Genomic DNA, 26,392 nt, shown 5'->3' with positions numbered 1-26,392 from the left:
CGGAAGCCTAGGGCACGTGACGGAGTGTCCGGAAGTCCGGACATGTGAGCGTTATCGGACGGTGACCTCGATGCCGGAGAGCGTCGTCGCCTCGGCCGCGACGGCGTCGAGCAGGCGGGGGTCGAGGCTCGCGCCGCCGGGCAGGAGACCGGTGAGCGCGGTGAGGGCGCGGGCGACGTCCTCGGGCCGCGCGTCGGCGGCCGACCCGCCGCCGACGGCCGCGACGACGCGTTGCAGCTCGGCCCCGCGGGGGTCGTCGACGGCGCGTCCCGCGACGGCCTCGCGCCGCACGACCTCGGCCCACGCGGCGAGCGCGTACGCGGCGCCGAGGGGCACCTCGCCGGCGGCCAGGCGCGCGACGACGGTGTCGCCCCAGCGGTAGGGGATCTTCTGGGTGCCGTCCATGGACACCTGGCGCGTGGTGTGCCCGGTGGCGGGGTTGGCGAACCGCACGAGCAAGGACTCGCCGTAGGCCCGCAGGTCGGCGCCCTCGGGGGGCGTGAGGGTGGGCAGGGCGTCGTCGAACAGCAGGCGGCGGGCGTGCCCGCGGATCGCGGGGTCGGCGACGGCCTCGGCGATGGTCTCGTGCCCGGCGAGGCGGCCGGCGTACGCGAGGAGCGAGTGGGTGCCGTTGAGGAGACGCAGCTTGGCGCGCTCCCACACGGACACGTCGTCGGTGAGGGTGGCGCCGGCCTCCTCCCAGGCGGGTCGCGGCCCGGCGAACCGGTCCTCGATCACCCACTGGCTGAACGGCTCCCCCACGACGAGCCCTTCGTCGCGCACGCCGAGGACGGCCTCGACGTCGTCGCGCTGCTCGGGCGTGGTGGCGGGGACGATGCGATCGACCATGGAGCAGGGGAACGTGACCGACTCGGTGAGCCACGCGCGCAGGGCGTCGCCGTCGGGGCCGGGCAGGGCGGCGTCGACGGCCTCGCGCACGAGGCGTTCGAGGACGCGCCCGTTGTCGACCATGTTGTCGCAGGTGAGGACGGTGATCGGCCGGTGGTCGCCCTGGGCGAGGGACGCGCGGTGCCGGGCGGCGAGGCCGCGGGCGAGCAGGCCGACGGCGCCCGAGGGCCCCTCGGCCGGCGCGGTGGTGCCCGTGTGCTCGGCGCGCAGGGCGGCCAGGTCCCCGGCGACGAGCGACGTGTCGAGGCTGCCGGACGCGGTGCGGCAGTAGCCCTTCTCCGTGACGGTGAGGGTGACGAGGTGCGTGGTGGGCGCGGCGATCGTCGCCAGGACGCGGTCGGTCTCCTCGGCGGGCCAGGCGACGTCGAGGACGGCGCCGACGAGGTCGAGGGACGTCCCGGTCGCGCCGGCGGTGAGGACGGAGTAGACGCCGCCCTGGGGACGGAGCTGGTCGCGCACGGCGGCGGAGCGCTGCGTGACGCCGAGGATGCCCCAGCGCAGGTCGCCGGTGGCCCGCGCGGCCTTCTCCGTGCAGACCGCCTGGTGCGCACGGTGGAACGCCCCGATGCCGAGGTGGACGATGCCCACGGAGGTCGGCGTCACGGGCGCCTCGACGGTGCCCGGCAGGGTGGAGCGGTGCAGTCGGTCGGTCACGGTTCTCCTCGGTGAAGGGGGCGTGCAGCGGGCGGGGCCGTCGAGGAACGGACGACGAGATCGACGTCGAGCGGCGGCAGGTGCGGCGCGGCGCTGCCGGGGGCGGCGGCGACGAGCTGGTCGACGGCGGCGCGCCCGAGGGCGCGCAGGTCGACGCGGAGCGTGGTCAGGGGCGGGTCGACGAGCGACGCGACGTAGGAGTCGTCGCACCCGACGACGGAGAAGTCGTCGGGCACACGCAGCCGGCGGGCGCGCAGCCGGTCGACGAGACCGACGGCGACGAGGTCGTTGAAGGTGATGACGGCGGTGGCGCCGGTGGCGACGACGAGGTCGGCGGCGGCCTGCCCGCCCTCGACCTGGGGCCGGAACGCGCCGAGCTCGACGACCTCGACGTCGTCGTGCCGCGCGGCGGCGGCGGCCAGGCCGGCCCGGCGCGCCCGGTCGCTCCAGGAGGACGTCGGTCCGCCGACGTAGGCGATGCGCCGGTGCCCGAGGGCCCGCAGGTGGTCGACGGCGCGGCGCATCCCGGCGGCGTGGTCGGCCTCGACGGCGGCGACGCCGTCGACGGCGTGGTTGACGAGGACGACGGGCCGGCGGTCGGCGGCGGCGAGGGCACGGTCGACGGCGCGGGGCGAGCAGAGCACGACGCCGTCGGTCTGGGGGCCGAGCGTGTGCATGGCCTCGGCCTCGAGGTCGGGGTTCTCCTCGGTGTCGACGACGAACAGCCCGTAGCCGTGCTCGCGCGCGCGTTCCTGGGCGCCCTTGGCGACGGTCGCGAAGTAGGGGTTGGCGAGGTCCGGGACGACGAGGCCGTAGGCGCCGGCGCGGCCGGCGCGCAGGGAGGAGGCGGCGCGGTTCGGGCGGTAGCCGAGCTGGTCGGCGGCGGTGCGGACGCGCTGCCGGGTGGCGGGGGCGACGCGGTCCGGGTCGGACAGGGCCCGGGACACGGTGGAGATCGAGACTCCGGCGACGCGTGCGACGTCGTGCACGGTGACCATCGGTTGCCCCCTCATCCTGCGAACGTTTGCAGCGGCGCTGCGTGGTGACAGCGTAGCGCTTCCGGGGACTCGCTTCTCGTCCCGCCAGCCCGTAGGATGCAAACGTTGTCACCCCGACCGCCAGCACACCCGGCGCCCCGCACGGCACCGGACGTCACTCGACGAGGAGAGCCGCACGTGAGCGAGCCGTGGACCCTGCACCCTGACCGGGCCCTGCCCGCCGACCCGACCACCCGCGGCATCGCGCGGGAGGTCTACGCGGCGACGAAGGACCTGCCGATCGTGTCGATGCACGGGCACGTGCCGGTCGAGTGGTTCACGCAGGACACGTCGTTCGGCGACCCGGCGCAGCTGTTCGTCGTGCCGGACCACTACCTGACCCGCATGCTCGTCTCCCAGGGCGAGACCCTGCCGCGGCTCGGCGTCGGCTCCACGGCGGACGAGGCCGTGGAGACCGATCCGCGCGAGGTGTGGCGCCGCTTCTGCGCGGGATGGAAGCACTTCCGGGGCACCCCCACCCGCTACTGGCTGGAGCACGCGCTCGTCGAGATCTTCGGCGTGACCCAGCGCCCGTCGGCCGAGACCGCGGACGCGCTGTACGACCAGGTCGCGGCCCGCATCGCGGAGCCGGGCTTCCGCCCGCGGGCGCTGCTGGACACGTTCGGCATCGAGGTCATCGCGACGACGGACCCCGCGTGGTCGTCGCTGGAGGACCACACGCGCCTGGCGAAGGACGGCTACGGCGAGCGCGTGCTGCCGACGTTCCGCCCGGACCCGCTGCTGCACCTGGACCGGGCGACGTGGCGGGACGAGGTCGCGCTGCTCGGCGCGGCCGCCGGCACGGACGTGACGTCGTACGCCGCCTACCTGGACGCGCTGCGCGCGCAGCGCCAGAAGTTCGTCGAGGCCGGGGCGCGGGCCACGGACCACGGCCACCTGTGGGCGGACACCACCCCGCTCGACGACGCGGAGGCGCGCCGGATCTTCGACGCCGCCCTGGCGGGCGAGGTGACGGCCGACGAGGCCCGTGCGTTCAGCGGGCACATGCTGTTCCAGATGGCGGCGATGTCGGCCGAGGACGGTCTGGTCATGCAGCTCCACCCGGGCGTGCTGCGCGACCACGCGTCGGGCCCGGCGGCGACGTTCGGCCCGGACAAGGGCTACGACATCCCGGTCGTCACGGAGTTCACGCGGTCCCTGCGTCCGCTGCTGGACGCGTTCGGGCACCACCCGAACTTCCGCGTGATCGCCTTCACGGTCGACGAGGACGTCTACTCGCGCGAGCTCGGCCCGCTGGCGGGCGTGTACCCGGCGCTCAAGCTCGGTGCGCCCTGGTGGTTCCTCGACGCCCCGGAGGCGATGCGTCGCTTCCGCGAGTCGGCGACGGAGACGGCCGGGTTCTCGAACATGAGCGGGTTCGTGGACGACACCCGTGCCTTCTGCTCGATCCCGGCACGCCACGACCTGGCCCGCCGCGTCGACGCCGGCTACCTGGCGCGGCTGGTGGCCGAGCACCGGCTGGACCTGGACGAGGCGGTGGACACCGCCGTCGACCTCGCGTACCGGTCGGCGCTGGCGTCCTACCCGCGTCCCTGACGTCGCGCGTGGCCCCGGACCCGTCCGGGGCCACCGCGGCGGCAGCCGATAGAAAACGATTCACACCTACCCGAGGGGCAGCACGGCGATGAAGATGGGCTTCCGCTGGTACGGCGAGGGCAACGACACGGTCACGCTCGACCACGTCCGGCAGGTGCCGGGCGTCGAGACCATCGTGTGGAGCCTGCACCACAAGCAGGCCGGCGAGGTCTGGGAGCAGGCCGAGATCGACGCGCAGGTCGCGCACATCACCGGGCTGACGGACGAGGCCCGGGCCCGTGGGGTCACGCGCACCTTCGACGCCGACGTCGTGGAGTCGGTCAACGTGCACGAGTCGATCAAGCTCGGCCGCACGGTGCTCGGGATGAGCCGGGACGAGGCGATCGAGAACTACCGCACCACGATCCGGCGCCTCGGCCGGGCCGGGGTGAAGGTGGTCTGCTACAACTTCATGCCGGTGTTCGACTGGCTGCGCACCGACCTGTGGCGCCCCCTGCCCGACGGGTCGACGGCCCTGTACTTCGAGAAGGCCGTCGTGGACCGCATGACCCCCGAGAGCCTCATCGCGGACATGGCCGCCGGTTCGCACGGCCTCACCCTGCCCGGCTGGGAGCCCGAGCGGCTCGCCGGGTTCACCGAGCTGAACGCCGCCTACGCCGGCGTCACGCACGAGGACATGTACGCCAGCTACCGGTACTTCCTGGACGCGGTGATCCCGGTGTGCGAGGAGTCGGGCGTCAAGCTGGGTGTGCACCCCGACGACCCGCCCTTCGACGTGTTCGGCTGGCCGCGGGTGGTGTCCTCCCACGACGACCTGGCGCGCGTGCTGGACCTGCACCCGAGCCCGTACCACGGCCTGACGCTGTGCCTGGGGAGCTTCTCGGCGAACCCGCAGGCCGACGCGGTGGCCGCGGTCGAGGCGTACATGGACCGCATCCACTTCTCGCACGTGCGCAACATCAAGCACTTCCCGAACGGCGACTTCACCGAGGTCGCGCACCGGGCGTGCGAGGGCGACGTCGACACCGTCGGCATCATGAAGGCGTACGCCCAGGCCGGGTACACCGGCTACCTCAGGCCCGACCACGGCCGTCACCTGTGGGACGAGAACACCACGAACAAGCCGCGCCCCGGCTACGGCCTGTACGACCGTGCGCTGGGCATCCAGTACCTCCTCGGCGTCTGGGACGCCGTCCACCACACCGGGCGCTGAGCGCGCGCGCCCGCCCACCGCACCCCGCACCACCACGACGACAAGGACGACTCGTGCCCCTCGACCTCGACGCCACCGACGCCGCCCCGCACCCCGCCTGGCTGCCCGACGCCGCGCTCGCCGCGGCCGGGGGCCGCCGCCTCGCCCTCGACCTGACGTCGGTGGACGCGGGCCGCCACGGCGTCCTGGACCGGGCGGTGCTGGGCACCCTCGCCACGGAGCTCGAGCGGGCGGTCGCCGCGCACGGCGGTGCCGTCGTCGCCGCCACCGACTCCCCCGACCTGACCCTCCGGCTCACCGGCCTCGCCGGCACCACCCCCGCCGACGCGACGAGCGTGCGAGGAGACTCCGCAGGCGAGGCGGACAGGGCGGCCGCCGGCCCGCACGACGGCTTCACGGTGGTCCGCGCCGACGGCCGCGTGACCGTCACGGCCGCGACCCCGACCAGCCTGCTGCACGGCTGGTTCGAGGTCGTCCGCCAGGGCGAGGCGGCGTTCACCGGCGCCGACGGCGTCGCGCACCGCGCCCCGGCGGCGGCGCTGCGCATGCTCGACCACTGGGACAACGTGGACGTCCACCCCGTCATGGGGCAGGTGGAGCGCGGGTACGCGGGCGGGTCGATCTTCTACGACGCGGGCGTGGTGCGCGCGGACCTGTCGCGCGTCACGACGTACGCGCGGCTGCTCGCCGCCGTGGGGATCGACCGGGTGTCGATCAACAACGTCAACGTGCACGCGCGGGAGGCCCGGCTGCTCACGGACGACCTGCCGGAGGTCGCCCGCATCGCGGCGGCGCTGCGCCCGTACGGTGTGCGCATCCACCTGTCGGTGAGCTTCGCCGCGCCGATGACGCTGGGCGGGCTGGCGACGTCGGACCCCCTGGACGAGGACGTGCGCGCCTGGTGGCGCGACGCCGCGGACCGGGTGTGGGAGGCGATCCCTGACTTCGGCGGGTTCGTCGTCAAGGCGGACTCGGAGGGTCAGCCGGGACCGTTCGCGTACGGGCGGGACCACGCGGACGGCGCGAACGTGCTCGCGGAGGCGGTCGCGCCGCACGGCGGGCTGGTGCACTGGCGGGCGTTCGTCTACAACCACACGCAGGACTGGCGGGACCGGTCGACGGACCGGGCGCGCGCCGCGTTCGACCACTTCGCGCCGCTGGACGGCCGGTTCGCGGACAACGTCGTGGTGCAGGTCAAGCACGGCCCGCTGGACTTCCAGACGCGCGAGGCCGTCTCCCCGGTGCTCGCCGCGATGCCGCGCACGCGCCTCGCGCTGGAGCTCCAGGTGACGCAGGAGTACACGGGCCAGCAGCGCCACGCCTGCTACCTGGGGCCGTGGTGGGGCGAGCTGCTCGGGTTCCGGCCGTGGGACGGGGCCGCGGCCGAGGGCGCCACGACGGTCGCCGACGTCGTCACCGGGCACGGGCCCGACGCCGCGCCCGCGGTGGTCGCGGCCGGGGGTGGCGGCATCGCCGCGGTGTCGAACGTGGGCGACGACCGGTTCTGGACGGGTCACCCGTTCGCGCAGGCCAACCTGTACGCGTTCGGCCGGCTCACGTGGGACCCGACGCTGGACGCCACGGCCCTGCTCGACGAGTGGGTGTCGCTGACCTTCCCGGGCGCGTCCCCGGCGCTGCGGGACGCCCTGCACGGGATCCTCGACGGCTCGTGGCGCACGTACGAGCGGTACACGGCGCCGCTGGGCGTCGGGTTCATGGTCCGCCCGGGCCACCACTACGGGCCGGACGTCGACGGCTACGAGTACACGCCGTGGGGCACGTACCACTTCGCGGACCGGGACGGCATCGGGGTGGACCGCACCCGCGCGACCGGCACGGGGTACACCGGGCAGTACCCGGCACCGTGGCGCGACGTCTACGAGTCCCCCGACACCTGCCCCGACGAGCTGCTGCTGTTCTTCCACCACGTCCCGTACACCCACGTGCTGCACAGCGGCGTGAGCGTGGTCCAGCACGTCTACGACACGCACTTCGCCGGCGTCGAGCAGGTCGAGGCGATGGTCGCGCGCTGGGAGGAGGTCGCCGCCGAGGTACCCACCGACGTCGCGGACCGGGTGCGCGAGCGGCTGGCGGAGCAGCTCCGGTCGGCCGTGGAGTGGCGCGACCAGGTCAACACGTACTTCCTGCGCAAGTCCGGGATCCCCGACGCCCACGGCCGGACGATCTACTGACCCCTGCGGGCGCGGGGCCCGTCGGGACGGTCCGACGTGGCCCCGCGGTCCCGGTCAGGCGTGCGGGTCGGGCGTCAGCGTGTACTTGGTCTCGAGGTACTCGTGGATGCCCTCCGGGCCGCCCTCGCGACCGAGGCCGGACAGGTGCCAGCCCCCGAACGGGGCCGCCGCGTTCGACACCACGCCCGTGTTGAGACCCATCATGCCGGTGGCGAGACGCTCGATCATGCGCTGCCCCCGGGCGAGGTTCTCGGTGTAGACGTACGAGACGAGCCCGTACTCGGTGTCGTTCGCCAGGCGCACGGCGTCGTCCTCGTCGTCGAAGGTCGTCACGGCGAGCACGGGGCCGAAGATCTCCTCCCGGAGGATGGCGCTCCCCGGCCGGACGTCGCCGAGGACCGTGGCCTGGTAGAAGGTCCCGGGTCCGGGGATCGCGGCACCGCCGATGTGCAGCGTCGCCCCGCGGTCGAGGGCGTCGGTCACCAGGGCGTGCGTCTTGGACACCGCACGGTCGTCGATCAGGGGGCCGATGACCACGCCCTCCTCGGTGCCGCGGCCCACCGGGAGCTGCTCGACCCGGGCGGTGACGCGGCGGCTGAACTCGTCGGCCACGGACCGGTGCACGATGAACCGGTTGGCGGCGGTGCAGGCCTGGCCGATGTTGCGGAACTTGGCGGTCAGGGCCCCGTCGACGGCCTTGTCGAGGTCGGCGTCCTCGAAGACCACGAACGGCGCGTTGCCGCCGAGCTCCATCGAGGTGCGCAGGACGCCGCGCGCGGCCTGCTCGAGGAGCTGCTGCCCCACGGGCGTCGACCCCGTGAAGGAGAGCTTGCGCAGGCGCGGGTCCCGGATGATCGCCTCCGAGACCTCTCCCGAGGCTCGCGTCGTCACGACGTTGACCACCCCGGCCGGGACGCCCGCCTCCTCGAGCACGCGCGCGAGGAGCAGCGTCGTCAGGGGGGTGAGCGCGGCCGGCTTGACGACGACCGTGCACCCGGCCGCCAGGGCCGGCGCGATCTTGCGGGTCGCCATCGCGAGGGGGAAGTTCCACGGGGTGATGAGGTAGCACGGTCCGACGGGGTGCTGGGTCACGACCATGCGCCCCGTGCCCTCGGGGTTCGCGCCGTACCGGCCCTGGACCCGGACGGCCTCCTCGCTGAACCACCGGAGGAACTCGCCGCCGTAGGTGACCTCCCCCCGCGCCTCGGCCAGCGACTTGCCCATCTCGAGCGTCATCAGCAGGGCGAAGTCCTCCGCGCGTTCCTGCAGGAGGTCGAAGGCCCGGCGGAGGATCTCGGCGCGCTGCCGCGCCGGGGTGCGCGCCCAGTCGGCGCCGGCCCGGTCGGCCGCGTCGAGGGCGGCGAGCCCGTCCTCGACGGTGGCGCTCGCCACGTCCTTGAGGCCGTCGCCCGTCGCCGGGTCGTGCACGGGGAACGTCGCGGCGTCCGACGCCGGACGCCACCGCCCGCCGATGTAGAGCTCGTCCGGGACCTCGGACAGCAGGTCCAGCTCGCGCTGACGGGTCATCACCACTCCTCTCTCGCGGGCCGGCGAGCCCGGCCGCGCCCTGTTCGCCCCGACCGGGCCGCGCCCGGCCCGTCGTCGGCCTCCCGCCCCTCCCGCCGGCGTCCGGCGACGCGGCTCATGCCGTCCGGGGGTCGTGCCCGGTCGACCGGTCGATCATGACGCCGTCGAGGAACCGCGTGAGCTCGTCCGTCGCCGGGAGGGGGAGCACCGCGGCCACGTACTGGTCCGGCCGCACGAGGACGACGGCGCCGTCACGGTCGACCCCCCGTTCCGCGAAGACGTCGACGTCGTTCCACGCGCTCGGCCCGGCGGCGTAGACCTTCTCCCAGTCCGTCAGGCCCAGCGGCCCCGTGGCCGGCCGGAAGAGGTCGGGGACGAGGGCGACGTCGACGTCCTCGTGGCGCTGCTGGTAGATCACCTTGACGTCGAACACGGCGTCCACGTCGGCGTCGGGCGGGGTGAACCGGCTCAGCGGCGAGCCGGGCGAGGCCGCCCACGCCGCCCAGTCGGCGACGGCCGAGCCGGCGCCCGGCGGCTGCGCGTCGGCGAACACGTAGACGCGCCACCGGCCGTCCGCCCGGGCGTGGTGACCGAGGTGCACGACGTTGCCGTCGCAGACCCGCGAGACCGGTGCCGACCTGAACCGCTTGCCGACCGGGAACCCCTCGCAGACCGTGGTCCCGGACCGGTCCGCCACGATCATGGACGCCCCGTACCGGGTCATGAAGCCGGACGGGAACTCCGCCGTGCCGAGGTAGTAGCGGGCCAGCTCCTGCGGGTCCGAGATCTCCTCGGGCTTGCGCGCCATGAGCGCGGACCACTCCCGGTCGAAGTCGATGAGCTGCTGGGCCACCGGCATCCGCTCGGCCGAGTAGGTCTCGAGCAGCGAGGCGGGGCTGAGACCCGACAGGACGTGACCGAGCTTCCAGCCCAGGTTGAACCCGTCCTGCATGGAGACGTTCATGCCCTGGCCGGCCTTGGCGCTGTGCGTGTGGCAGGCGTCCCCGGTGAGGAACACCCGCGGAGGGCGGTCGGAGCCGGGCAGGACGTCGTCGAACTTGTCGGTCACGCGGTGACCGACCTCGTAGATGCTGTGCCACGCCACGTCGCGGACGTCGATCGAGTACGGGTGCATGATCTGGTTCGCCCGACGGATCACCTCGTCGAGCGGCGTGTGGCGGACCTCGTGGTTGTCTCCCTCGGGGACCTCGCCGAGGTCGATGTACATCCGGCTGAGGTAGCCGCCCTCGCGCGGGATGTGGAGGATGTTGCCGGCCGCGGAGTTGATCGCGCACTTGACGCGCCAGTCGGGGAAGTCCGTGTCGACGAGCACGTCCATCACGCCCCAGGCGTGGGCCGCGAACCTGCCCACGTGCCGTCGGCCGATGGCCTCCCGGACCCCGCTGCGCGCCCCGTCGCAGCCGACGACGTACTTCGCGCGGACCGTGCGCTCCTGGCCGGACCGGGCGCCCGCGACGTGGCGCACCCGGACCTCGACGGGGTGCTCGCCGGACTCGTGGACCGTGAGGCCCAGGAACTCGACGCCGTAGTCGGGGACGAGGCGGCCCGGCGCCCGCACCGCCGCGTCGGCGAAGTAGTCGAGGACGCGGGCCTGGTTGACGATGAGGTGGGGGAACTCGCTGATCTGCAGCGCGTAGTCCTGCGTGCGGGCGGTGCGGACGATCTTCGCCGGGTCCGCCGGGTCGGGCCCCCAGAAGTTCATGTACGCGATGTTGAAGGCCTCCGCGACGATCTGCTCCGCGAAGCCGAACGCCTGGAAGGTCTCCACGCTGCGCGGCTGGATGCCGTCGGCCTGCCCGCGCTCGAGGCGGCCCTCGCGACGCTCGATGACGCGCGTGCTGATCTGCGGGAACTGGGACATCTGGGCCGCCAGCAGCATGCCCGCCGGCCCCGAGCCGACGACGAGGACGTCCATCGCCTCGGGCAGCTCGTGCGGCCGGTCGACACCGGTGCCGGCGGCCTCCTGCACGCGCGGGTCCCCGGAGACGTACCCGTGATGGTGGAACTGCATGGGGTCTTCCTCCGGGGACGTCGTCGTCTCAGCGGTGGTCGGGGACCGGTTGTCGCCTCCCGATCGAGAATATACGATCCGAGATATGTTGCAAGAGCGAGGGGGCTCATGACCACCGACCCACGCCCGACGACCCGCGGGGACCGGCGGTTCGCCGCGCTGCCCTGCCGCCCCGGCAAGGTCGTCGCCGTCCACCTGAGCTACGCGTCCCGCGCCGCCGAGCGCGGCCGCACCCCGGCCCACCCGTCCTACTTCCTCAAGCCGTCCAGCTCGCTGGCGGCGTCGGGCGACACCGTCGAGCGGCCCGACGGCACGGAGCTCCTGGGGTTCGAGGGCGAGATCGCGCTCGTCATCGGCAAGCGGGCCCACCGGGTCGCCCTGGACGAGGCGTGGTCGCACGTCGGCTGGGTGACGGCCGCCGACGACCTCGGCGTCTACGACCTGCGCGCCGCGGACCGCGGCTCGAACGTCCGGTCCAAGGGCCGGGACGGCTTCACCCCCGTCGGCCCCGCTCTCGTCGACGCCCGCACCGTCGACCCCGGGGCCCTGCGCGTCCGGACCTGGCTGAACGGGGACCTGGTCCAGGACGACACATCGGCGGGGATGATCTTCCCCCTCGCCCGCATCGTCGCCGACCTCGCTCAGCACCTCACCCTCGAGGTGGGCGACGTGGTGCTCACCGGCACACCGGCCGGCGCGTCCGTCGCCGTCCCCGGCGACGTCGTGGAGGTCGAGGTCGACGCTCCCGGGGCCCCCGGCGCGCCGACCACCGGCCGCCTGACCACGCGCGTCGTGGCCGGGCCGGGCGACTTCGACCCCCGCCTGGGCTCGGTGCCGGCCGTCGACGACACCCAGCGCACCGAGGCGTGGGGATCGCGTGCCCGCGCCGGGCTGCCCGAGGACACCGGTACGGGCCGCATCCCGGACGCGCTCCGGGCGAAGCTCGGGGCGGCGCCCGTCGCGGCGCTCTCGCAGCAGCTGCGTCGCCGCGGCCTGAACAACGTCACCGTCGACGGGGTGCGCGCCATGCACCCCGACCTCAAGCTCGTGGGCACCGCCCGCACCCTGCGGTTCGTCCCGCTCCGGGAGGACCTCTTCGCCCGCCACGGCGGCGGGTACAACGCCCAGAAGCAGGCCTTCGACCGCGTCGGCGACGGCGAGGTCGTCGTCATCGAGGCGCGGGGGGAGACCGGGTCGGGCACGCTCGGCGACGTCCTCGCGCTGCGCGCCCACGCGCGCGGCGCGGCCGGCGTGGTCACGGACGGCGGCGTCCGCGACCACGCCGCCGTCGCCGCCGTGGGGCTCCCTGTCTTCTCCGCCGGCGCCCACCCCGCCGTCCTCGGCCGCCGTCACGTCCCCTGGGACGTCGACGTCGCGGTCTCCTGCGGCGGCGCCACCGTCCTGCCGGGCGACGTCGTCGTCGGGGACGCCGACGGTGTGGTCGTGGTGCCCCGCGACATCGTCGAGGACGTCGTCGACGACGCCCTCGCGCAGGAGGCCGAGGACGCGTGGATCGCGGCCAGGGTCGCCGAGGGTGCCGCCCTGGACGGGCTCTTCCCGATGGGTGCCGACTGGCGTGCCCGCTACGACCGCGACACCGCCGACGGGAGCGACCGATGAGCACGCGCACGACGGTCAGCAAGTCGCAGCGCGCCTACGACCACCTGCGGGCCCGCATCGACGACGGGACGTTCGTCCCCGGCTACCGGCTCGTGTTCGGCCAGATCGCCGGGGACCTCGACATGTCCGTCGTGCCGGTGCGCGAGGCGGTCCGGCGGCTCGAGGCCGAGGGGCTGGTCACGTTCGAGCGCAACGTCGGCGCGCAGGTCGCCCTGATCCAGGAGGCGGAGTACCAGCACACGATGGAGACGCTGGCCCTCGTCGAGGGCTTCGCCACCGCGCTCTCCGCCCCGCTGCTCGGCGCGGCCCAGCTCGACGTCGCGCGCGGGATCAACGAGCAGATGCGCCGGTGCCTCGACGACTTCGACCCGCACCGGTTCACCCGGCTCAACCTCGACTTCCACTCCGCGCTGTTCGAGCCGTGCCCCAACCCGCACGTGCTGGACCTCGTGCACCGCGGGTGGAACCGCATGAAGGTGCTGCGCGACTCGTCGTTCTCCTTCGTGCCCGGCCGGGCACGGGAGTCCGTCGCCGAGCACGAGCAGATCCTCCACCTCGTCGGCGAGCTGCAGGCCGGCCGGACCGACCCGGCGACCGTCGAGCTGGCGGCGCGCCGCCACCGCACCGCGACGCTCGACGCGGTCCTCGCCTACCAGGCGGAGCACCGGACCCCCACGCACGAGAGAGGTGCTCGACGATGACCGACACGACCTCCGCCGTGCCGACCGCCGGGCACCGACCCGCCGACCTGCCCGGACGCCTCCGGCACTACGTCGACGGCGCTTTCGTCGACTCGGTCGACGGCGCGACCTTCGACGTCCTGGACCCGGTCTCCAACGAGACCTACGTCCAGGCGGCGGCCGGCAGGACGGCCGACGTCGACCTCGCCGTCGCCGCGGCCCGCCGCGCGTTCACCGACGGCCCGTGGCCCCGCCTGCTCCCGCGGGAGCGGTCGCGGGTGCTGCACCGGATCGCCGACCTCGTCGAGTCCCGGGACGCACGCCTCGCGGAGCTGGAGAGCTTCGACTCCGGCCTGCCGATCACCCAGGCCCTGGGACAGGCCCGCCGCGCCGCGGAGAACTTCCGGTTCTTCGCGGACCTCGTCGTGGCGCAGTCCGACGACACCTACAAGGTCCCGGGCCGCCAGATCAACTACGTCAACCGCAAGCCCATCGGCGTCGCCGGCCTCATCACGCCGTGGAACACCCCGTTCATGCTCGAGTCGTGGAAGCTCGCCCCCGCGCTCGCCACGGGCAACACCGTGGTGCTCAAGCCCGCCGAGTTCACGCCGCTGTCCGCGTCGCTGTGGGCGGGCATCTTCGAGGAGGCCGGGCTGCCCCGCGGCGTCTTCAACCTCGTGAACGGTCTGGGCGAGGAGGCCGGGGACGCACTGGTCAGGCACCCCGACGTGCCGCTCGTCTCCTTCACCGGGGAGAGCCGCACCGGGCAGGTCATCTTCGCCAACGCCGCCCCGCACCTCAAGGGCCTGTCGATGGAGCTCGGCGGCAAGTCGCCCGCGATCGTCTTCGCGGACGCCGACCTCGACGCCGCGATCGACGCGACGATCTTCGGCGTGTTCTCCCTCAACGGCGAGCGCTGCACCGCGGGTTCGCGCATCCTCGTCCAGCGGCCCGTCTACGACGAGTTCGTCGAGCGGTTCGCCGCGCAGGCGCGGCGCGTCCGGGTCGGGTACCCGCACGACCCCGCCACCGAGGTCGGTGCGCTCGTGCACCCCGAGCACTTCGACAAGGTCATGGGCTACGTGGAGATCGGTCGGTCCGAGGGTCGGCTCGTCGCCGGCGGCGGACGCCCCGAGGGACTCGGGACCGGCAACTTCGTGGCCCCGACCGTCTTCGCGGACGTCCGGCCCGACGCCCGGATCTTCACCGAGGAGATCTTCGGGCCGGTCGTCGCCCTCACGCCGTTCGACACCGACGAGGAGGCCCTGGCCCTGGCCAACGGCACCCGGTACGGACTCGCGGCCTACGTGTGGACGAACGACCTCCGGCGGGCGCACAACGTCGCGCAGGCCGTCGAGGCCGGGATGGTCTGGCTGAACTCGAACAACGTGCGCGACCTGCGCACCCCGTTCGGGGGCGTCAAGGCCTCGGGACTCGGGCACGAGGGCGGCTACCGCTCGATCGACTTCTACACGGACCAGCAGGCCGTGCACATCACGCTCGGCGAGGTGCACAACCCCACCTTCGGCAAGGCGGACGCCCCCGGCCGCTGACCGCCCCCCTGTCACCCATCACGCAGGCAAGGACGCCACATGACCAGCGACAAGAGGCTCACCTCCTCCGGGTTCTTCGTCTCCCCGGAGGCCCCGATCCGCAGCGACGACCCGGTGCCCACCCCGCAGGCCGCCCCGCCGGACATCCTGCGCTGCGCCTCCATGGAGCTGGTCGTCACCGACCTCGCCGCCTCGCGACGGTTCTACGTGGACGTCCTCGGCCTCGTCGTCACCGCGGAGGACGAGACCACGGTCTACCTCCGCTCGATGGAGGAGTTCATCCACCACAACCTGGTGCTGCGCCAGGGGCCGGTCGCGGCCGTCGCGGCGTTCAGCTTCCGCGTCCGCGCCCCGGAGGACCTCGACCGGGCGGTCGCCTTCTACTCCGAGCTGGGGTGTCGCGTCGAACGCCGCGCCGAGGGTTGGGTGGCGGGGATCGGCGACTCCGTGCGGGTCACCGACCCGCTCGGGTTCCCCTACGAGTTCTTCCACGACGTCGAGCACGTCGAGCGGCTCGCGTGGCGCTACGACCTGCACTCCCCCGGCGTCCTGGTGCGCCTGGACCACTTCAACCAGGTCACCCCGGACGTCCCGCGCGCGGTGAGCTTCATGCAGTCGCTCGGGTTCCGCGTCACCGAGGACATCCAGGACGAGGCCGGCACGGTCTACGCCGCCTGGATGCGCCGCAAGCCCACCGTCCACGACACCGCGATGACGGGCGGGGACGGCCCGCGGATGCACCACGTCGCCTTCTCGACCCACGAGAAGCACAACATCCTCGCCATCTGCGACAAGCTCGGGGCCCTGCGCCGCTCCGACTGCATCGAGCGCGGTCCGGGTCGCCACGGCGTCTCCAACGCGTTCTACCTCTACCTGCGCGACCCGGACGGGCACCGCGTCGAGATCTACACGCAGGACTACTACACCGGCGACCCCGACAACCCCGTCGTCACGTGGGACGTCCACGACAACCAGCGGCGCGACTGGTGGGGCAACCCCGTGGTGCCGAGCTGGTACACCGACGCGTCGCTCGTGCTCGACCTCGACGGGAACCCGCAGCCGCTCGTCACCCGGTCCGACGACTCCGAGATGGCCGTGACCATCGGCGCGGACGGCTTCTCCTACACCCGCCCGGACGACGGACCCGGCGCCCTGCCCGAGGACGAGCAGGGCGAGTACAAGCTCGGGCACCAGCTCTGAGCCGGTCGGCGCGACGAGATCGAGAGGAGCAAGGATGCTCGGACAGGACGTGATCACCGCCCTCGCCCAGGAGCTCGCCGAGGCACGCCGCACGCGGACGGTCGTCCCGCGCATCACGGCCCGGTACCCCGGGGCGACCGTCGAGGACTCGTACGCGATCCAGGGTGTCTGGCGCGACCGCATGGTCGCGGCCGGACGACGTCAGATCGGCCGCAAGATCGGCCTGACGTCGCGCGCGATGCAGGAGGCGACCGGCATCGACGAACCGGACTACGGCGTCATGTTCGACGACACCGTCTACGGCTCGGGCGCCGCGATCGAGATCGACCGGTTCTCGAACGTCCGGGTCGAGGTCGAGCTCGCCTTCGTCCTGCGGACGCCCCTGGAGGGCCCCGGGCGCACCGTCGAGGACGTCCTGGACGCGACGGACCACGTGGTGCCGGCGCTCGAGGTGCTCGACTCCCACGTCGAGATGGAGGGCCGCACGATCGTGGACACGATCAGCGACAACGCCGCCTACGGCGCGATCGTCCTCGGGACGACGCGCCGCCGGCCGGACGAGGTCGACCTGGCCTGGGTGCCCGGGGTGCTGAGCCGCAACGGCGAGGTCGAGGAGACCGGGGTCGCGGCGGGCGTGCTCGGCCACCCCGCCCGTGGGGTCGCCTGGCTCGCGGGCAGGCTGCACCGGCACGGGGAACGGATCGAGGCCGGCGAGACCGTCCTCGCGGGCTCGTTCACCCGACCGGTGTGGGTCGCCCGCGGCGACGAGGTACGAGCCGACTACGGAACGATGGGAGACGTCCGGTGCCGCTTCGTGTGACGTTCCGCGAGCGCCTCGCCGCCGCCGGACGACCCCTCGCGGGGATGTGGCTGTGCTCCGGGTCGCCGGTCGCCGCCGAGATCTGCGCGGGCTCCGGCCTCGACTGGCTGCTGGTCGACATGGAGCACGCCCCCCAGGGCCTGGAGTCCGTCCTGACCCAGCTGCAGGTGGTCGCGGCCTACCCCGTCGACGCGATGGTCCGGGTGCCCTCGAACGACCCCGTGATCATCAAGCAGGTCCTCGAGCTCGGCGCGCAGAACGTCCTCGTGCCGATGGTGAACAGCGCCGCCGAGGCCGCCGCCGCGGTCGCCGCCGTGCGGTACCCCCCGCGGGGGCGCCGCGGCGTCGGCTCGGCGCTGGGCCGCTCGGCGCGCTGGAACCGGGTCGCGTCCTACCTCGGCGACGGGGACGAGCACGTCTCCCTCTACGTGCAGGTCGAGACCGCCGAGGCCGTGGCGGCCGCCGGCGAGATCGCGGCGGTCGACGGCGTCGACGGCGTCTTCGTGGGACCCAGCGACCTTGCGGCCTCGATGGGGTACCTCGGCGAGCAGTCCCGGCCCGAGGTCGTCGCCGCCGTCCGCAGCACGTTCGACGCCGTCCTCGCGGCGGGCCGGCCGGTGGGGGTGAACGCGTTCGACCCGGACGTCGCTGACGCCTACCTGGCGGCCGGCGCGTCGTTCGTCCTCGTCGGCGCGGACGTGACGGTCCTCGCCCGTGGCACCGAGGCGCTCGCCACGCGGTTCGGCGCCGACGACCCGCCGGGGTCGTCACCCTCCTGACCCGACCACCGGGGCGTCGACGACGCCGCCCCTTCCCCGCCCTCGACGACGAGGGCTGAAAGGCCACCTGTCATGCCCACTGTCTCGGCGCACGTCGCCCACGCCCTCGCCCAGCACGTCGACCACGTGTTCGGGGTGATGGGGAACGGCAACGCCTACGTGCTCGACTCGCTCGACCGCTCGACGTCGGTGACCTACACCGCCGTCCGTCACGAGGCCGGCGGCGTCGTGGCGGCCGACGCCTACCACCGGGCGTCGGGCGGGCTGGCCGCCGCGACCGCCACCTACGGCGCGGGCTTCACCAACACGGTCACGTCGCTGGCCGAGTCGGTCCAGGCGGGCGTGCCGCTCGTCCTCGTCGTCGGCGACGGCCCGACCTCGGGGCCCCGCCCCTGGGACGTCGACCAGATCGCCCTCGCCTCGGCGGTCGGTGCCCGCACGTACACGGTGGGGCGCACGGACGCCGCCGCCACCGTCGTCATCGCCGTCGAGCACGCCCTGACGTACCGGGTGCCCACGGTGCTGGCCGTCCCCTACGACGTCGCCACGGTCGACGCCGGACCGCTCCCCGAGGTCCCCGCGCCGCGGCTGCCCGCACGGCTCGCGCCGCGCGGCGACTTCGGCGCGGGCGCCGTCCGCGAGATCGCCGCGGCCCTGGCGGGTGCCGAGCGGCCGTTCCTCCTCGCGGGCCGCGGGGCGTGGCTGTCCGGTGCCGCGGGCTCGCTCGCGGAGCTCGCCGACCGCACGGGCGCGGTGACGGCGACGACGACGCTCGCCCGCGGGCTGTTCGCCCGGCAGGAGTTCGACCTGGGCGTGACCGGGGGCTTCGGCGCCGAGGGCGCCATGGGGCTCGTGCGCCGGGCGGACGTGGCCGTCGTGTTCGGCGCCTCGCTCAACCAGTTCACGATGCGGTTCGGCGAGCTGTTCGCCCCGGGCACCCGGGTGTTCCAGGTCGACGTCGCCCCGACCGCGACGCACCCGCACGTCGGCGGCTACGTCCGGGGCGACGCCGACCTGGTGGCCCGTGCCGTGCTGGACGAGCTCGCCCGGACCGACGCCGGGTCGAGCGGGTGGCGCGAGTCCGTCGACGTCGCGCCGCTGCGCGCCTACGCCGACGGGGACGGCACGGCGCCGGACGGCCGTCTCGACCCCCGGTCGGTCGCCTCCGTGCTCGGCCGGACCCTGCCCGCGGACCGGGTCGTGGTCTCGGACGGGGGCCACTTCATCGGCTGGGCGAACATGTACTGGCCGGTCGCCGCGCCGGACCGGATGATGATGGTCGGCACGGCGTTCCAGTCGATCGGTCAGGGCTGGCCGTCCGTCGTCGGCGCCGCCCTGGCGAAGCCGGGTGCGACGGTGGTCCTGACCACGGGCGACGGGGGCGGGCTGATGGCGCTGGCCGACCTGGAGTCGGCGGTGCGGGTCGCGGCCGGCCGCGGCGTCGCGGTCGTGTGGAACGACGCCGCCTACGGTGCGGAGGTCAACCTGTACGGGCTCAAGGGTCTCGCCCGCGGCCCGATGCTCATCCCCGAGGTCGACTTCGCGGCGCTGGCCGAGGGCGTCGGGGCCGAGGGCGTGGTGGTGCGGGAGACGGGCGACCTCGACCGGCTGGTCTCGTGGGCGCAGGAGCCGGAGGAGTCCCGCCGGTTCCTGGTGCTCGACTGCCGCATCTCCGGCCAGGTCGTCGCGCCGTACCAGGAGGAGATCATCAGGGTGAACAGCTGAGGGCCGCCGAGCGGGGCTTCCGGACCGGCGCTCAGGCGGCGTCGACGAACCGCTGCCGCACCTCGGCGAGCAGCGGCCGCTCGACGCGGAGCAGGAGCGCCGTCCACAGCACGCCCAGCAGCGCCAGGACGGCGGGCACGGTGAGCCAGACGACGAGCGCCGCCAGGACGAGCAGCGCGACGACGAGCAGGGTGACGCGCGGCAGCCGGCCGAGGAAGTAGACGCCGAGGCGCACCACGTCGGCGGTGCGGAACGTGAAGAACGCCGTGATGACGGTGACCTGGACGAGCCACAGCAGGACGAGCCCGGCGATGCCGATGCCGGTGCCGAGCACCCACGGCGGCGCCTCGCCGGCGACGTCGACCACCATGAACGCGAGGACGGCCAGCACGAGCAGCGCGGGCACCCACAGCTTGGCGGTGTCGAGCAGGTTGAGCCGGTAGCCGCGGGCGAACGCGGCGGCCGGGGTGAGCCCGAGCTCGGCGGGCCGGTCGCCGAGCGCGAACAGGGCGGCCGCGAGCGCCGGGCCGACGAGCACGGTGCTGAGCACGGCGAGCGCGGCGGTGGCGCCGCGCGGCCCGGTGGACAGCCCGAGCAGCCCGAGGGCGACGACGGTCGGGGAGACGGCGAGCGCCTGGAGGACGCCGACGACGAGCAGCCGGACGGCGGCGGGGGCGGTGCCGGGTGCAGGGCGGGTCGCGGGGGTGCTCACGTGGTCACGCTACCGGTCGGGCGGCGGCCCGCCCGGTCCTCTTGACAGGGGTCGCCCGGCTCGGGAGCATGGCGACCGTCGAAGCGCTTCGACGACGAGGCCTCGACACCTCCAGCGGCGCCACCCCGGCGCCGGACGTGCGCGACGAAGGGCACACCGCATGAGGCACCCCCGCAGAACACCGGCCGTCGCCGTGGCGACGGCGACGCTCCTCGCACTCACCGCCGGCACGGCGGCCGCCGGCCCCGGTCAGGGGCAGGGTCACGGGCACGGGCCCGGCGACCGCGGGCCCGGCACCACCGCCGCACAGCAGGTCGCGGCCATGCAGCCCGGCTGGAACCTCGGCAACTCGTTCGACGCCGTCGGCGACGACGAGACCGCCTGGGGCAATCCCGTGGTCACCCGCGAGCAGATCGCCGCCGTCGCCGACGAGGGCTTCCGCTCGACCCGCATCCCCGTGACGTGGGGCCAGCACGAGGGCCCGGCGCCCGGGTACACGATCGACCCCGTGTTCCTCGACCGTGTGGAGCAGGTCGTCGACTGGGCGCTGGACGAGGACCTCGCCGTCCTGCTCAACGTGCACCACGACTCCTGGATGTGGACCCATGCGCTGCCGAGCGACCCCGCGGGCGTCACCGCGCAGTTCGTGGCCACCTGGGAGCAGGTCGCCGACCGGTTCGCCGACCACCCCGCCGGCCTGTCGTTCGAGTCCCTCAACGAGCCGCAGTTCGCCGGCGTGGACGACGCCACGGGTGACGCCCTGCTGCACGACCTCAACGTGGCGTTCCACGACGTCGTCCGCGCCTCCGGCGGGAACAACGACGACCGGCTCCTGGTGCTGCCGACGCTGCACACCAACGCGGGCCAGGAGCGCCTCGACGCGCTCGCGGCGACCATCGACGGCCTCGACGACCCGCAGCTCGCCGCCACCGTCCACTACTACGGCTACTGGCCGTTCAGCGTGAACGTGGCGGGCGGCTACCGGTTCGACGACGTCGCGCGGGCCGACCTGACCGGGACGTTCGAGCGGGTGCGGGAGACGTTCGTCGACGCCGGGGTGCCGGTCGTCCTGGGCGAGTACGGGCTGCTCGGGTTCGACCGGCACACGGGCACGATCGAGCAGGGCGAGAAGCTGAAGTTCTTCGAGCTGTTCGGCGCCGAGGCGCGCGCGGCGGGCGTGACCACGATGCTGTGGGACAACGGCCAGCACCTCGACCGCGCCGACCTGACGTGGCGGGACCCGGAGCTGTTCGCGCAGATCGCGTCGTCGTGGCGCACCCGGTCGGGCACCGCGTCGACGGACCAGGTGTTCGTCCGGCCCGGCGCGGTCGAGGCGCAGACCCTCACCCTGGAGCCGCACGGCACCCGGTTCCTGGGCCTGTGGGACGAGCGGCGTCCCCTGCGCCGGGGCGTCGACTACCGGGTCGACGGCGACCGCCTCACCCTGACCCAGCGCCTGCTGGACCGCCTCACCGGGGACGCGTACGGCCTGCAGGCGGAGCTCACGGCCCGGTTCTCCCGCGGCGTGCCGTGGGACGTCGAGGTGGTCGTCGCCGACACCCCGCTGCTCGCGGACGCCACCGGCACCACCGACGACTTCGCGGTGCCCACGCAGTTCCGCGGCGACCGGCTCGCCACGATGGAGGCCGCCTACGCCGACGGGTCGGGCGCCGGCCCGCACCCCTGGACGACGTTCAAGGAGTTCGACGCCGCGTTCGTGCCGGACGAGGACGCGGGCCGCATCGTGCTGCGCCCGGCGTTCTTCGCGGAGGTCCGCGACGGCGAGCCCGTCCACCTCACGTTCCACCTCTGGAGCGGCGACACGGTGGCGTACACGGTCACGAAGGACGGCGCGACGGTCACCGGCACCGTCGGCTGAGCCGGAGCGCCCGGACGGGGGCGGGCCCGCCCCCGTCCGGGGTCGCGTCACCCGGCCGGGGACGCCCCCGGACCGTCGGCGGCCCCGGGGTCCCCCGGGGCCGCGGCGTCCTGCGGTGCCGCGGCGCCACCCGAGGCGCCCAGCAGCGCGTCGAGGTCCCCCACGCGCCCGAGGTGGCCGAGCTTGTCGGGGTTGATGAGGTTGTGCAGCGCGACGACGTGCTCCCCGTCGGTCTCGATCGTCATCACGCCGAGCAGCGCGCCGTCGGCGGCACGTGTCCGCAGGGCGGGACGTCCGTTGGCCGGCACCAGGTCCACGAGCACGCCCAGGGCGGCGCCGCGCCGCATGAGCCCGAGCAGGAACCGCGCCACGGCGACCCCGCCCGTCATCGGCCGGCGGATCGCCGGGGCGCGGCCGCCGCCGTCCCCGACGAGCACCACGTCGTCGGCGAGCAGCCGTTCGAGGCCCGCGAGGTCGCCGCCCTCGATCGCGGCGAGGAACCGGGTGGCGAGCCGGTCGCGGTCCGCGGGGGTGGCCTCGAAGCGCGGGCTGCCGTCGTCGACGCGTCGGCGCGCGCGGGCGAGGATCTGCCGGCAGTTCGCCTCGCTCTTGTCGACGACCTCGGCGATCTCGCGGTACTCGTAGCCCATCGCCTCGCGCAGCACGAACACGGCACGCTCCACCGGCGTCAGCGTCTCCAGGAGCAGCAGGAACGCGGTCGAGACGGTGTCGTCCAGCTCGACGCGGTGGGCGGGGTCAGCGTCCAGGGAGTCCACGACCGGCTCGGGCAGCCACGGCCCGACGTACGTCTCACGGCGCACACGGGCCGAGCGCAGCGTGTCGAGCGCGAGGCGGGTGGTGACCGTCGTGGCGTACGCCTCGAGGTTGACGACGTCGTCGGGCGCGCTGCGGTGCAGGCGCAGGAACGCCTCCTGCACGACGTCCTCGGCCTCCGCGACGCTGCCGAGCATGCGGTAGGCGACGGAGAACATCAGCGGCCGCAGCGTGTCGTGCGCCTCGGCGAGCGGGACGGTCATGCTCCCAGCATGCCCGAGCGTGCCGCCGCCGGGGTCGAGTCGCGGTCGTCGCGGCGAGGTTGTCACGGACGGTGGCCCTGCCTCGTCGGAGGGGTCAGCACACCCACCCGGAGGGAGCACGACCATGAGGATCTTCGTCGCCGGTGCCACCGGAGCCCTGGGCAGCCGCCTCGTGCGGCTGCTGGTCGCGGCCGGCCACGACGTGCACGGCACGAGCCGCTCGGCGGACGGCCGCGCAGCCGTCGACGCGACGGGCGCCACCGGCGTCGTCCTGGACCCCCTCGACGCCGACGCGGTGCGCCGGGCCGTCGTCGAGGCCCGGCCGGACGTCGTCGTCCACCAGCTCACGGCCCTGAGCGCGCTGTCGGGCGACATGCGCCGCTGGGACCAGGACTTCGCGGCGACCAACCGGCTGCGCACGCAGGGCACCGACCACCTGCTGGCCGCCGCCCGTGAGGCCGGGGCGCGCCGGGTCGTCGCGCAGAGCTTCGGCGGGCACTTCGCCAACCAGCGCACCGGCGGCCCGGTCAAGACGGAGGCCGACCCGCTCACGGACGATCCCGGCAAGGAGGCCCGGCAGACCCTCGCCGCGATCGAGCACGTCGAGCACGCCGTCACCACCGCCCCCGGCATCGAGGGGGTCGTGCTGCGCTACGGCACCTTCTACGGGCCCGGCAACGCGCTGTCCCGCGACGGCCTCATGGGACAGATGGTGCGCCGCGGCCGGTTCCCCGTGGTCGGCGGCGGGACCGGCGTGTGGTCGTGGATCCACGTCGACGACGCCGCCGCCGCGACCGTCGCCGCGATCGAACGCGCCGCGCCCGGCATCTACTTCGTCGTCGACGACGACCCCGCCCCCGTCGCCGCGTGGCTGCCGTACCTGGCCGAGCAGGTCGGCGGGCGCCGGCCGCTGCGGGTCCCGGCCTGGCTCGCCCGCCCGCTGATCGGCGAGTTCGGCGTCGCCCTCATGACGACGGTGCGCGGGTCGTCGAACGCGAGGCTCAAGCGGGAGACCGGCTGGGAGCCGCGCTACCCGAGCTGGCGCGACGGCTTCGCCACCGCCATCGGCTGAACGCGCGACGACGCCGGGTGGTCGAGGGTGTCGTGCCGCGAGGCCGGGTGGTCGAGGTGGGGCGCGGGGTCGTCAGACCCGAAGTGGAGGTCGCGCAGCGACCGTGAACGCGACCGCGCGCCCCACCCCGACCGCCCTGCTCAGTCCTCCTGCAGCACGACGACGTCGGTCGGCTCGAGCCGCAGGGTCTGGCCCGCCTCGATCCGACGCCCCGTGAGCAGGTCGGTGCCGGACGCGTGCGCGGCGACCTCCCGGGCCTCGAGGGCGTGGTTGAGGACGAACGCGAACCGCTGCCCGTCCTTCGCGCGGACCGCGAGCTCGACGTCGGCGGCGTCCGCGTAGGGGCCCACCAGGTCGTGCCGGGCCAGGACGCGGCGCACGACGTGCTCCAGACCCACGGCGTCGAGGGCCGTGGCGACGTACCAGGCCTCGCCGTCGCCGTACGGGTGGCGGGTGACGGCGGGGGTGCCCGCGTAGAACTCGGCGCCGTACGTGCCGACGACCTCGGCGCCCTGCGGCACGACGACCTCGAACACGAGGGTGCCGCCCGCGGTGACGTCGCCGTCGGGGCCGGTGAGGTGGACGGGGTTCACGTCCCCGGGCTCGGCGGAGTCGGTCTCCTCGACGCGCAGGCCGAACAGGTCGCCCAGCGGTCCGGGGGCGTCGGCGAGGAAGGCGTTGGCGTCCTCGTCGGAGCGGCCCGCCCAGAAGGACGACAGGACGGTGCCGCCGCGGGCGGCGACCTCCTCCAGGCGTGCCGCGACATCGCCCTTGAGCATGTACAGCATGGGCGCGACGACGACGTCGTAGCCGGTGAGGTCGGCGGTGACGGGGACGACGTCGAGCTGGGCGCCGGCGTTCCACAAGGCCTTGTGGTAGCCGAGGACGGTGTCGACGTAGCGGGCGTGCCGGTTGAAGCCGTCGGTCATCTCGGCGGCCCACCAGGAGTCCCAGTCGAAGAGCATCGCGACGCGGGCGGGGGTGCGGGCCCCGAGGACGGTGTCCCCGAGGCCCCGCAGCTCGCCGCCGAGCGCGGCGACCTCGCGGAAGGCACGCGTGTCGGTGCGGCCGGCGTGGTCGAGGACGGCGCCGTGGTACTTCTCGCACGCGCCCTTCGACTGACGCATCTGGAAGTAGAGGACGGCGTCGGCGCCGTGCGCGACGGCCTGCCACGACCACAGCCGCAGGACGCCGGGACGCTTGACAGGGTTGACGTCGCGGGACGCGGTGATGGTGGGCGTCTGCTCCATGACCCAGAACGGGGCGCCGTCCTTGAGGCCGCGCATGAGGTCGTGGGCGAGCGCCGTGCGGGCGTGCTCGCGCTGCCCGGGCGGGTAGTTGTCCCAGGAGGCGAGGTCGAGGTCGGCGGCCCACCGGTGGTAGTCGAGGGGGCGGAACATGCCCATGAAGTTGGTGGTGACGGGCGTGTGCGCGTCGTGCTCGCGGATGCGCGCCTTCTCGTCGCGGTAGTTGGCGAGCATCGCCTCGGACATGAACCGGCGGTAGTCGAGGGTGATGCCCTGGAAGGCGGTGTGGTCGGGGCCGCGCCAGTGCTCGGACAGCATGTTGGGCGGGACGATCTGCTCCCAGGCGGTGAACGTGTGCGACCAGAACGTCGCGTTCCACGCCTCGTTGAGCCGGTCGAGGGTGCCGTACCGCTCGCGCAGCCAGTCCTGGAACCCGGCGCCGCACAGGTCGCACCAGCAGCCGCCGTCGAACCCGCCGTACTCGTTGCCGACGTGCCACGCCACCAGGCCGGGGGTGCCGGCGTACCGCTCGGCGATGCGGCCGGCGAGCTCGGCGGAGAGCCGCCGGTAGACGGGCGAGCTCGGGCACGCGTTGTGGCGCTGGCCGTACACGTGGCGGCGGCCCTGGAAGTCGGTGCGGCACACCTCGGGGTGGGCGTGCGCGAGCCACGGCGGGAGCGCACCGGTGGAGGTGGCGAGCACGACGTCGCGTCCGCCCGCGACGGCCCGCTCGACGATCTCGTCGAGCTGCGTGAAGTCGTAGGTGTCGGCGTCGGGCTGGAGGGTCGCCCAGGAGAACACGTTGAGCGTGACGGTGTCGATGGACGCCTGGTCGAACGCGGCGTAGTCCTCCTCCCACACCGCGCGCGGCCACTGCTCGGGGTTGTAGTCGCCGCCGTAACGGATCTGCGGCGTGCGGGTCTCGGGCACGGGGTCCTCCAGGGTCG

The 26,392-nt window shown here is 74.2% G+C and carries 19 protein-coding genes; 12 read left to right on the top strand and 7 right to left on the bottom strand.

Features of this window, described 5'->3' with window-relative positions; translation table 11 throughout:
• Positions 1 to 51: 51 nt before the first annotated feature.
• Entirely contained in the window at positions 52 to 1,563 is a 1,512-nt protein-coding gene (locus ATJ88_RS03190; protein ID WP_098462583.1) for a mannitol dehydrogenase family protein, read from the bottom strand.
• Complete coding sequence (locus tag ATJ88_RS03185) at positions 1,560 to 2,576, bottom strand: LacI family DNA-binding transcriptional regulator (RefSeq protein WP_245852094.1); 1,017 nt, start codon at positions 2,574 to 2,576, stop codon at positions 1,560 to 1,562. Before ATJ88_RS03185 ends, ATJ88_RS03190 begins: the two co-directional genes overlap by 4 nt.
• Before the next feature lie 162 nt (positions 2,577 to 2,738).
• Here ATJ88_RS03185 and uxaC point away from each other — a divergent pair, with 162 nt between their 5' ends.
• The 3 genes from uxaC (at position 2,739) to ATJ88_RS03170 (ending at position 7,562) form a co-directional block, all read left to right on the top strand.
• Positions 2,739 to 4,157, top strand: coding sequence for a glucuronate isomerase (gene uxaC, locus ATJ88_RS03180; protein WP_098462581.1), 1,419 nt, complete (start codon positions 2,739 to 2,741; stop codon positions 4,155 to 4,157).
• An 88-nt stretch (positions 4,158 to 4,245) separates the two neighbouring features.
• Positions 4,246 to 5,370 carry a mannonate dehydratase gene (locus ATJ88_RS03175; RefSeq protein ID WP_098462580.1) on the top strand — a complete coding sequence of 375 codons (1,125 nt, stop codon included), beginning with the start codon at positions 4,246 to 4,248 and terminating at the stop codon, positions 5,368 to 5,370.
• A 53-nt stretch (positions 5,371 to 5,423) separates the two neighbouring features.
• A complete protein-coding gene (locus tag ATJ88_RS03170) occupies positions 5,424 to 7,562 on the top strand; it encodes an alpha-glucuronidase (RefSeq protein ID WP_098462579.1) in 2,139 nt (712 codons plus the stop codon).
• Between the two features lie 54 nt (positions 7,563 to 7,616).
• Here the strand turns inward: ATJ88_RS03170 and ATJ88_RS03165 are convergent, their stop codons facing one another.
• Together ATJ88_RS03165 and ATJ88_RS03160 are read right to left on the bottom strand one after the other, a co-directional pair.
• A complete protein-coding gene (locus ATJ88_RS03165) occupies positions 7,617 to 9,089 on the bottom strand; it encodes an NAD-dependent succinate-semialdehyde dehydrogenase (RefSeq protein ID WP_098462578.1) in 1,473 nt (490 codons plus the stop codon).
• 115 nt (positions 9,090 to 9,204) lie between these two features.
• The gene (locus tag ATJ88_RS03160; RefSeq protein WP_098462577.1) at positions 9,205 to 11,121 is read right to left on the bottom strand and encodes an FAD-dependent monooxygenase; all 1,917 of its coding nucleotides are present in this window, start codon (positions 11,119 to 11,121) and stop codon (positions 9,205 to 9,207) included.
• A 108-nt stretch (positions 11,122 to 11,229) separates the two neighbouring features.
• Here ATJ88_RS03160 and ATJ88_RS03155 point away from each other — a divergent pair, with 108 nt between their 5' ends.
• The 7 genes from ATJ88_RS03155 to ATJ88_RS03125 all read left to right on the top strand — a co-directional run bounded on the left by ATJ88_RS03155 (position 11,230) and on the right by ATJ88_RS03125 (position 19,498).
• Entirely contained in the window at positions 11,230 to 12,741 is a 1,512-nt protein-coding gene (locus ATJ88_RS03155) for a fumarylacetoacetate hydrolase family protein (RefSeq protein WP_098462576.1), read from the top strand.
• Entirely contained in the window at positions 12,738 to 13,442 is a 705-nt protein-coding gene (locus ATJ88_RS03150) for a GntR family transcriptional regulator (RefSeq protein ID WP_098462575.1), read from the top strand. The genes ATJ88_RS03155 and ATJ88_RS03150 overlap by 4 nt, the downstream gene beginning before the upstream one ends.
• Positions 13,439 to 14,974, top strand: a complete 1,536-nt coding sequence (gene hpaE / locus ATJ88_RS03145) for a 5-carboxymethyl-2-hydroxymuconate semialdehyde dehydrogenase (protein ID WP_098462574.1) — start codon at positions 13,439 to 13,441, stop codon at positions 14,972 to 14,974. The genes ATJ88_RS03150 and hpaE overlap by 4 nt, the downstream gene beginning before the upstream one ends.
• A gap of 39 nt (positions 14,975 to 15,013) precedes the next feature.
• Entirely contained in the window at positions 15,014 to 16,174 is a 1,161-nt protein-coding gene (gene hpaD, locus ATJ88_RS03140; protein WP_098462573.1) for a 3,4-dihydroxyphenylacetate 2,3-dioxygenase, read from the top strand.
• A gap of 34 nt (positions 16,175 to 16,208) precedes the next feature.
• A complete protein-coding gene (locus ATJ88_RS03135; RefSeq protein WP_098462572.1) occupies positions 16,209 to 16,994 on the top strand; it encodes a 2-keto-4-pentenoate hydratase in 786 nt (261 codons plus the stop codon).
• Positions 16,979 to 17,773: an aldolase/citrate lyase family protein gene (locus ATJ88_RS03130; protein ID WP_281255224.1), complete on the top strand. Its 795-nt coding sequence runs from the start codon at positions 16,979 to 16,981 to the stop codon at positions 17,771 to 17,773. The genes ATJ88_RS03135 and ATJ88_RS03130 overlap by 16 nt, the downstream gene beginning before the upstream one ends.
• A gap of 72 nt (positions 17,774 to 17,845) precedes the next feature.
• Positions 17,846 to 19,498 carry a thiamine pyrophosphate-binding protein gene (locus tag ATJ88_RS03125; protein WP_098462571.1) on the top strand — a complete coding sequence of 551 codons (1,653 nt, stop codon included), beginning with the start codon at positions 17,846 to 17,848 and terminating at the stop codon, positions 19,496 to 19,498.
• Between the two features lie 31 nt (positions 19,499 to 19,529).
• On the opposite strand, the gene ATJ88_RS03120 is transcribed toward ATJ88_RS03125, so the two are convergent.
• Positions 19,530 to 20,210, bottom strand: coding sequence for a glycosyltransferase (locus tag ATJ88_RS03120; protein ID WP_098462570.1), 681 nt, complete (start codon positions 20,208 to 20,210; stop codon positions 19,530 to 19,532).
• A gap of 160 nt (positions 20,211 to 20,370) precedes the next feature.
• Between ATJ88_RS03120 and ATJ88_RS03115 the strand changes: the two genes are divergently transcribed.
• Positions 20,371 to 22,089 carry a cellulase family glycosylhydrolase gene (locus tag ATJ88_RS03115; protein WP_098462569.1) on the top strand — a complete coding sequence of 573 codons (1,719 nt, stop codon included), beginning with the start codon at positions 20,371 to 20,373 and terminating at the stop codon, positions 22,087 to 22,089.
• A 47-nt stretch (positions 22,090 to 22,136) separates the two neighbouring features.
• On the opposite strand, the gene ATJ88_RS03110 is transcribed toward ATJ88_RS03115, so the two are convergent.
• Positions 22,137 to 23,126, bottom strand: a complete 990-nt coding sequence (locus ATJ88_RS03110; RefSeq protein ID WP_098462568.1) for an RNA polymerase sigma-70 factor — start codon at positions 23,124 to 23,126, stop codon at positions 22,137 to 22,139.
• Between the two features lie 124 nt (positions 23,127 to 23,250).
• Here ATJ88_RS03110 and ATJ88_RS03105 point away from each other — a divergent pair, with 124 nt between their 5' ends.
• Positions 23,251 to 24,198 (top strand): NAD-dependent epimerase/dehydratase family protein, encoded by a 948-nt coding sequence (locus ATJ88_RS03105; protein ID WP_098462567.1) that lies wholly within the window; start codon positions 23,251 to 23,253, stop codon positions 24,196 to 24,198.
• A 140-nt stretch (positions 24,199 to 24,338) separates the two neighbouring features.
• Here ATJ88_RS03105 and ATJ88_RS03100 read toward each other — a convergent pair whose 3' ends face one another.
• Positions 24,339 to 26,375, bottom strand: a complete 2,037-nt coding sequence (locus ATJ88_RS03100; protein ID WP_098462566.1) for a beta-galactosidase — start codon at positions 26,373 to 26,375, stop codon at positions 24,339 to 24,341.
• Positions 26,376 to 26,392: the final 17 nt, after the last annotated feature.

Origin of the sequence: Isoptericola jiangsuensis, from assembly GCF_002563715.1 — a bacterium.
Taxonomy (GTDB): Bacteria; Actinomycetota; Actinomycetes; order Actinomycetales; family Cellulomonadaceae; genus Isoptericola; species Isoptericola jiangsuensis.
Note: the sequence above shows the minus strand (reverse complement) of the source record. Positions and strands in the feature narration are given on the sequence as shown.

Bases quoted from the DNA above. Each gene is read 5' to 3' on its own strand.
- ATJ88_RS03165 (WP_098462578.1), bottom strand. From the start codon at position 9,089: ATGACCCGTCAGCGCGAGCTGGACCTGCTGTCCGAGGTCCCGGACGAG.
- ATJ88_RS03185 (WP_245852094.1), bottom strand. From the start codon at position 2,576: ATGAGGGGGCAACCGATGGTCACCGTGCACGACGTCGCACGCGTCGCC.
- ATJ88_RS03150 (WP_098462575.1), top strand. From the start codon at position 12,738: ATGAGCACGCGCACGACGGTCAGCAAGTCGCAGCGCGCCTACGACCAC.
- ATJ88_RS03110 (WP_098462568.1), bottom strand. From the start codon at position 23,126: ATGACCGTCCCGCTCGCCGAGGCGCACGACACGCTGCGGCCGCTGATG.
- ATJ88_RS03160 (WP_098462577.1), bottom strand. From the start codon at position 11,121: ATGCAGTTCCACCATCACGGGTACGTCTCCGGGGACCCGCGCGTGCAG.
- ATJ88_RS03115 (WP_098462569.1), top strand. From the start codon at position 20,371: ATGAGGCACCCCCGCAGAACACCGGCCGTCGCCGTGGCGACGGCGACG.
- hpaD (WP_098462573.1), top strand. From the start codon at position 15,014: ATGACCAGCGACAAGAGGCTCACCTCCTCCGGGTTCTTCGTCTCCCCG.
- ATJ88_RS03155 (WP_098462576.1), top strand. From the start codon at position 11,230: ATGACCACCGACCCACGCCCGACGACCCGCGGGGACCGGCGGTTCGCC.
- ATJ88_RS03105 (WP_098462567.1), top strand. From the start codon at position 23,251: ATGAGGATCTTCGTCGCCGGTGCCACCGGAGCCCTGGGCAGCCGCCTC.
- ATJ88_RS03125 (WP_098462571.1), top strand. From the start codon at position 17,846: ATGCCCACTGTCTCGGCGCACGTCGCCCACGCCCTCGCCCAGCACGTC.
- ATJ88_RS03175 (WP_098462580.1), top strand. From the start codon at position 4,246: ATGAAGATGGGCTTCCGCTGGTACGGCGAGGGCAACGACACGGTCACG.
- hpaE (WP_098462574.1), top strand. From the start codon at position 13,439: ATGACCGACACGACCTCCGCCGTGCCGACCGCCGGGCACCGACCCGCC.
- ATJ88_RS03135 (WP_098462572.1), top strand. From the start codon at position 16,209: ATGCTCGGACAGGACGTGATCACCGCCCTCGCCCAGGAGCTCGCCGAG.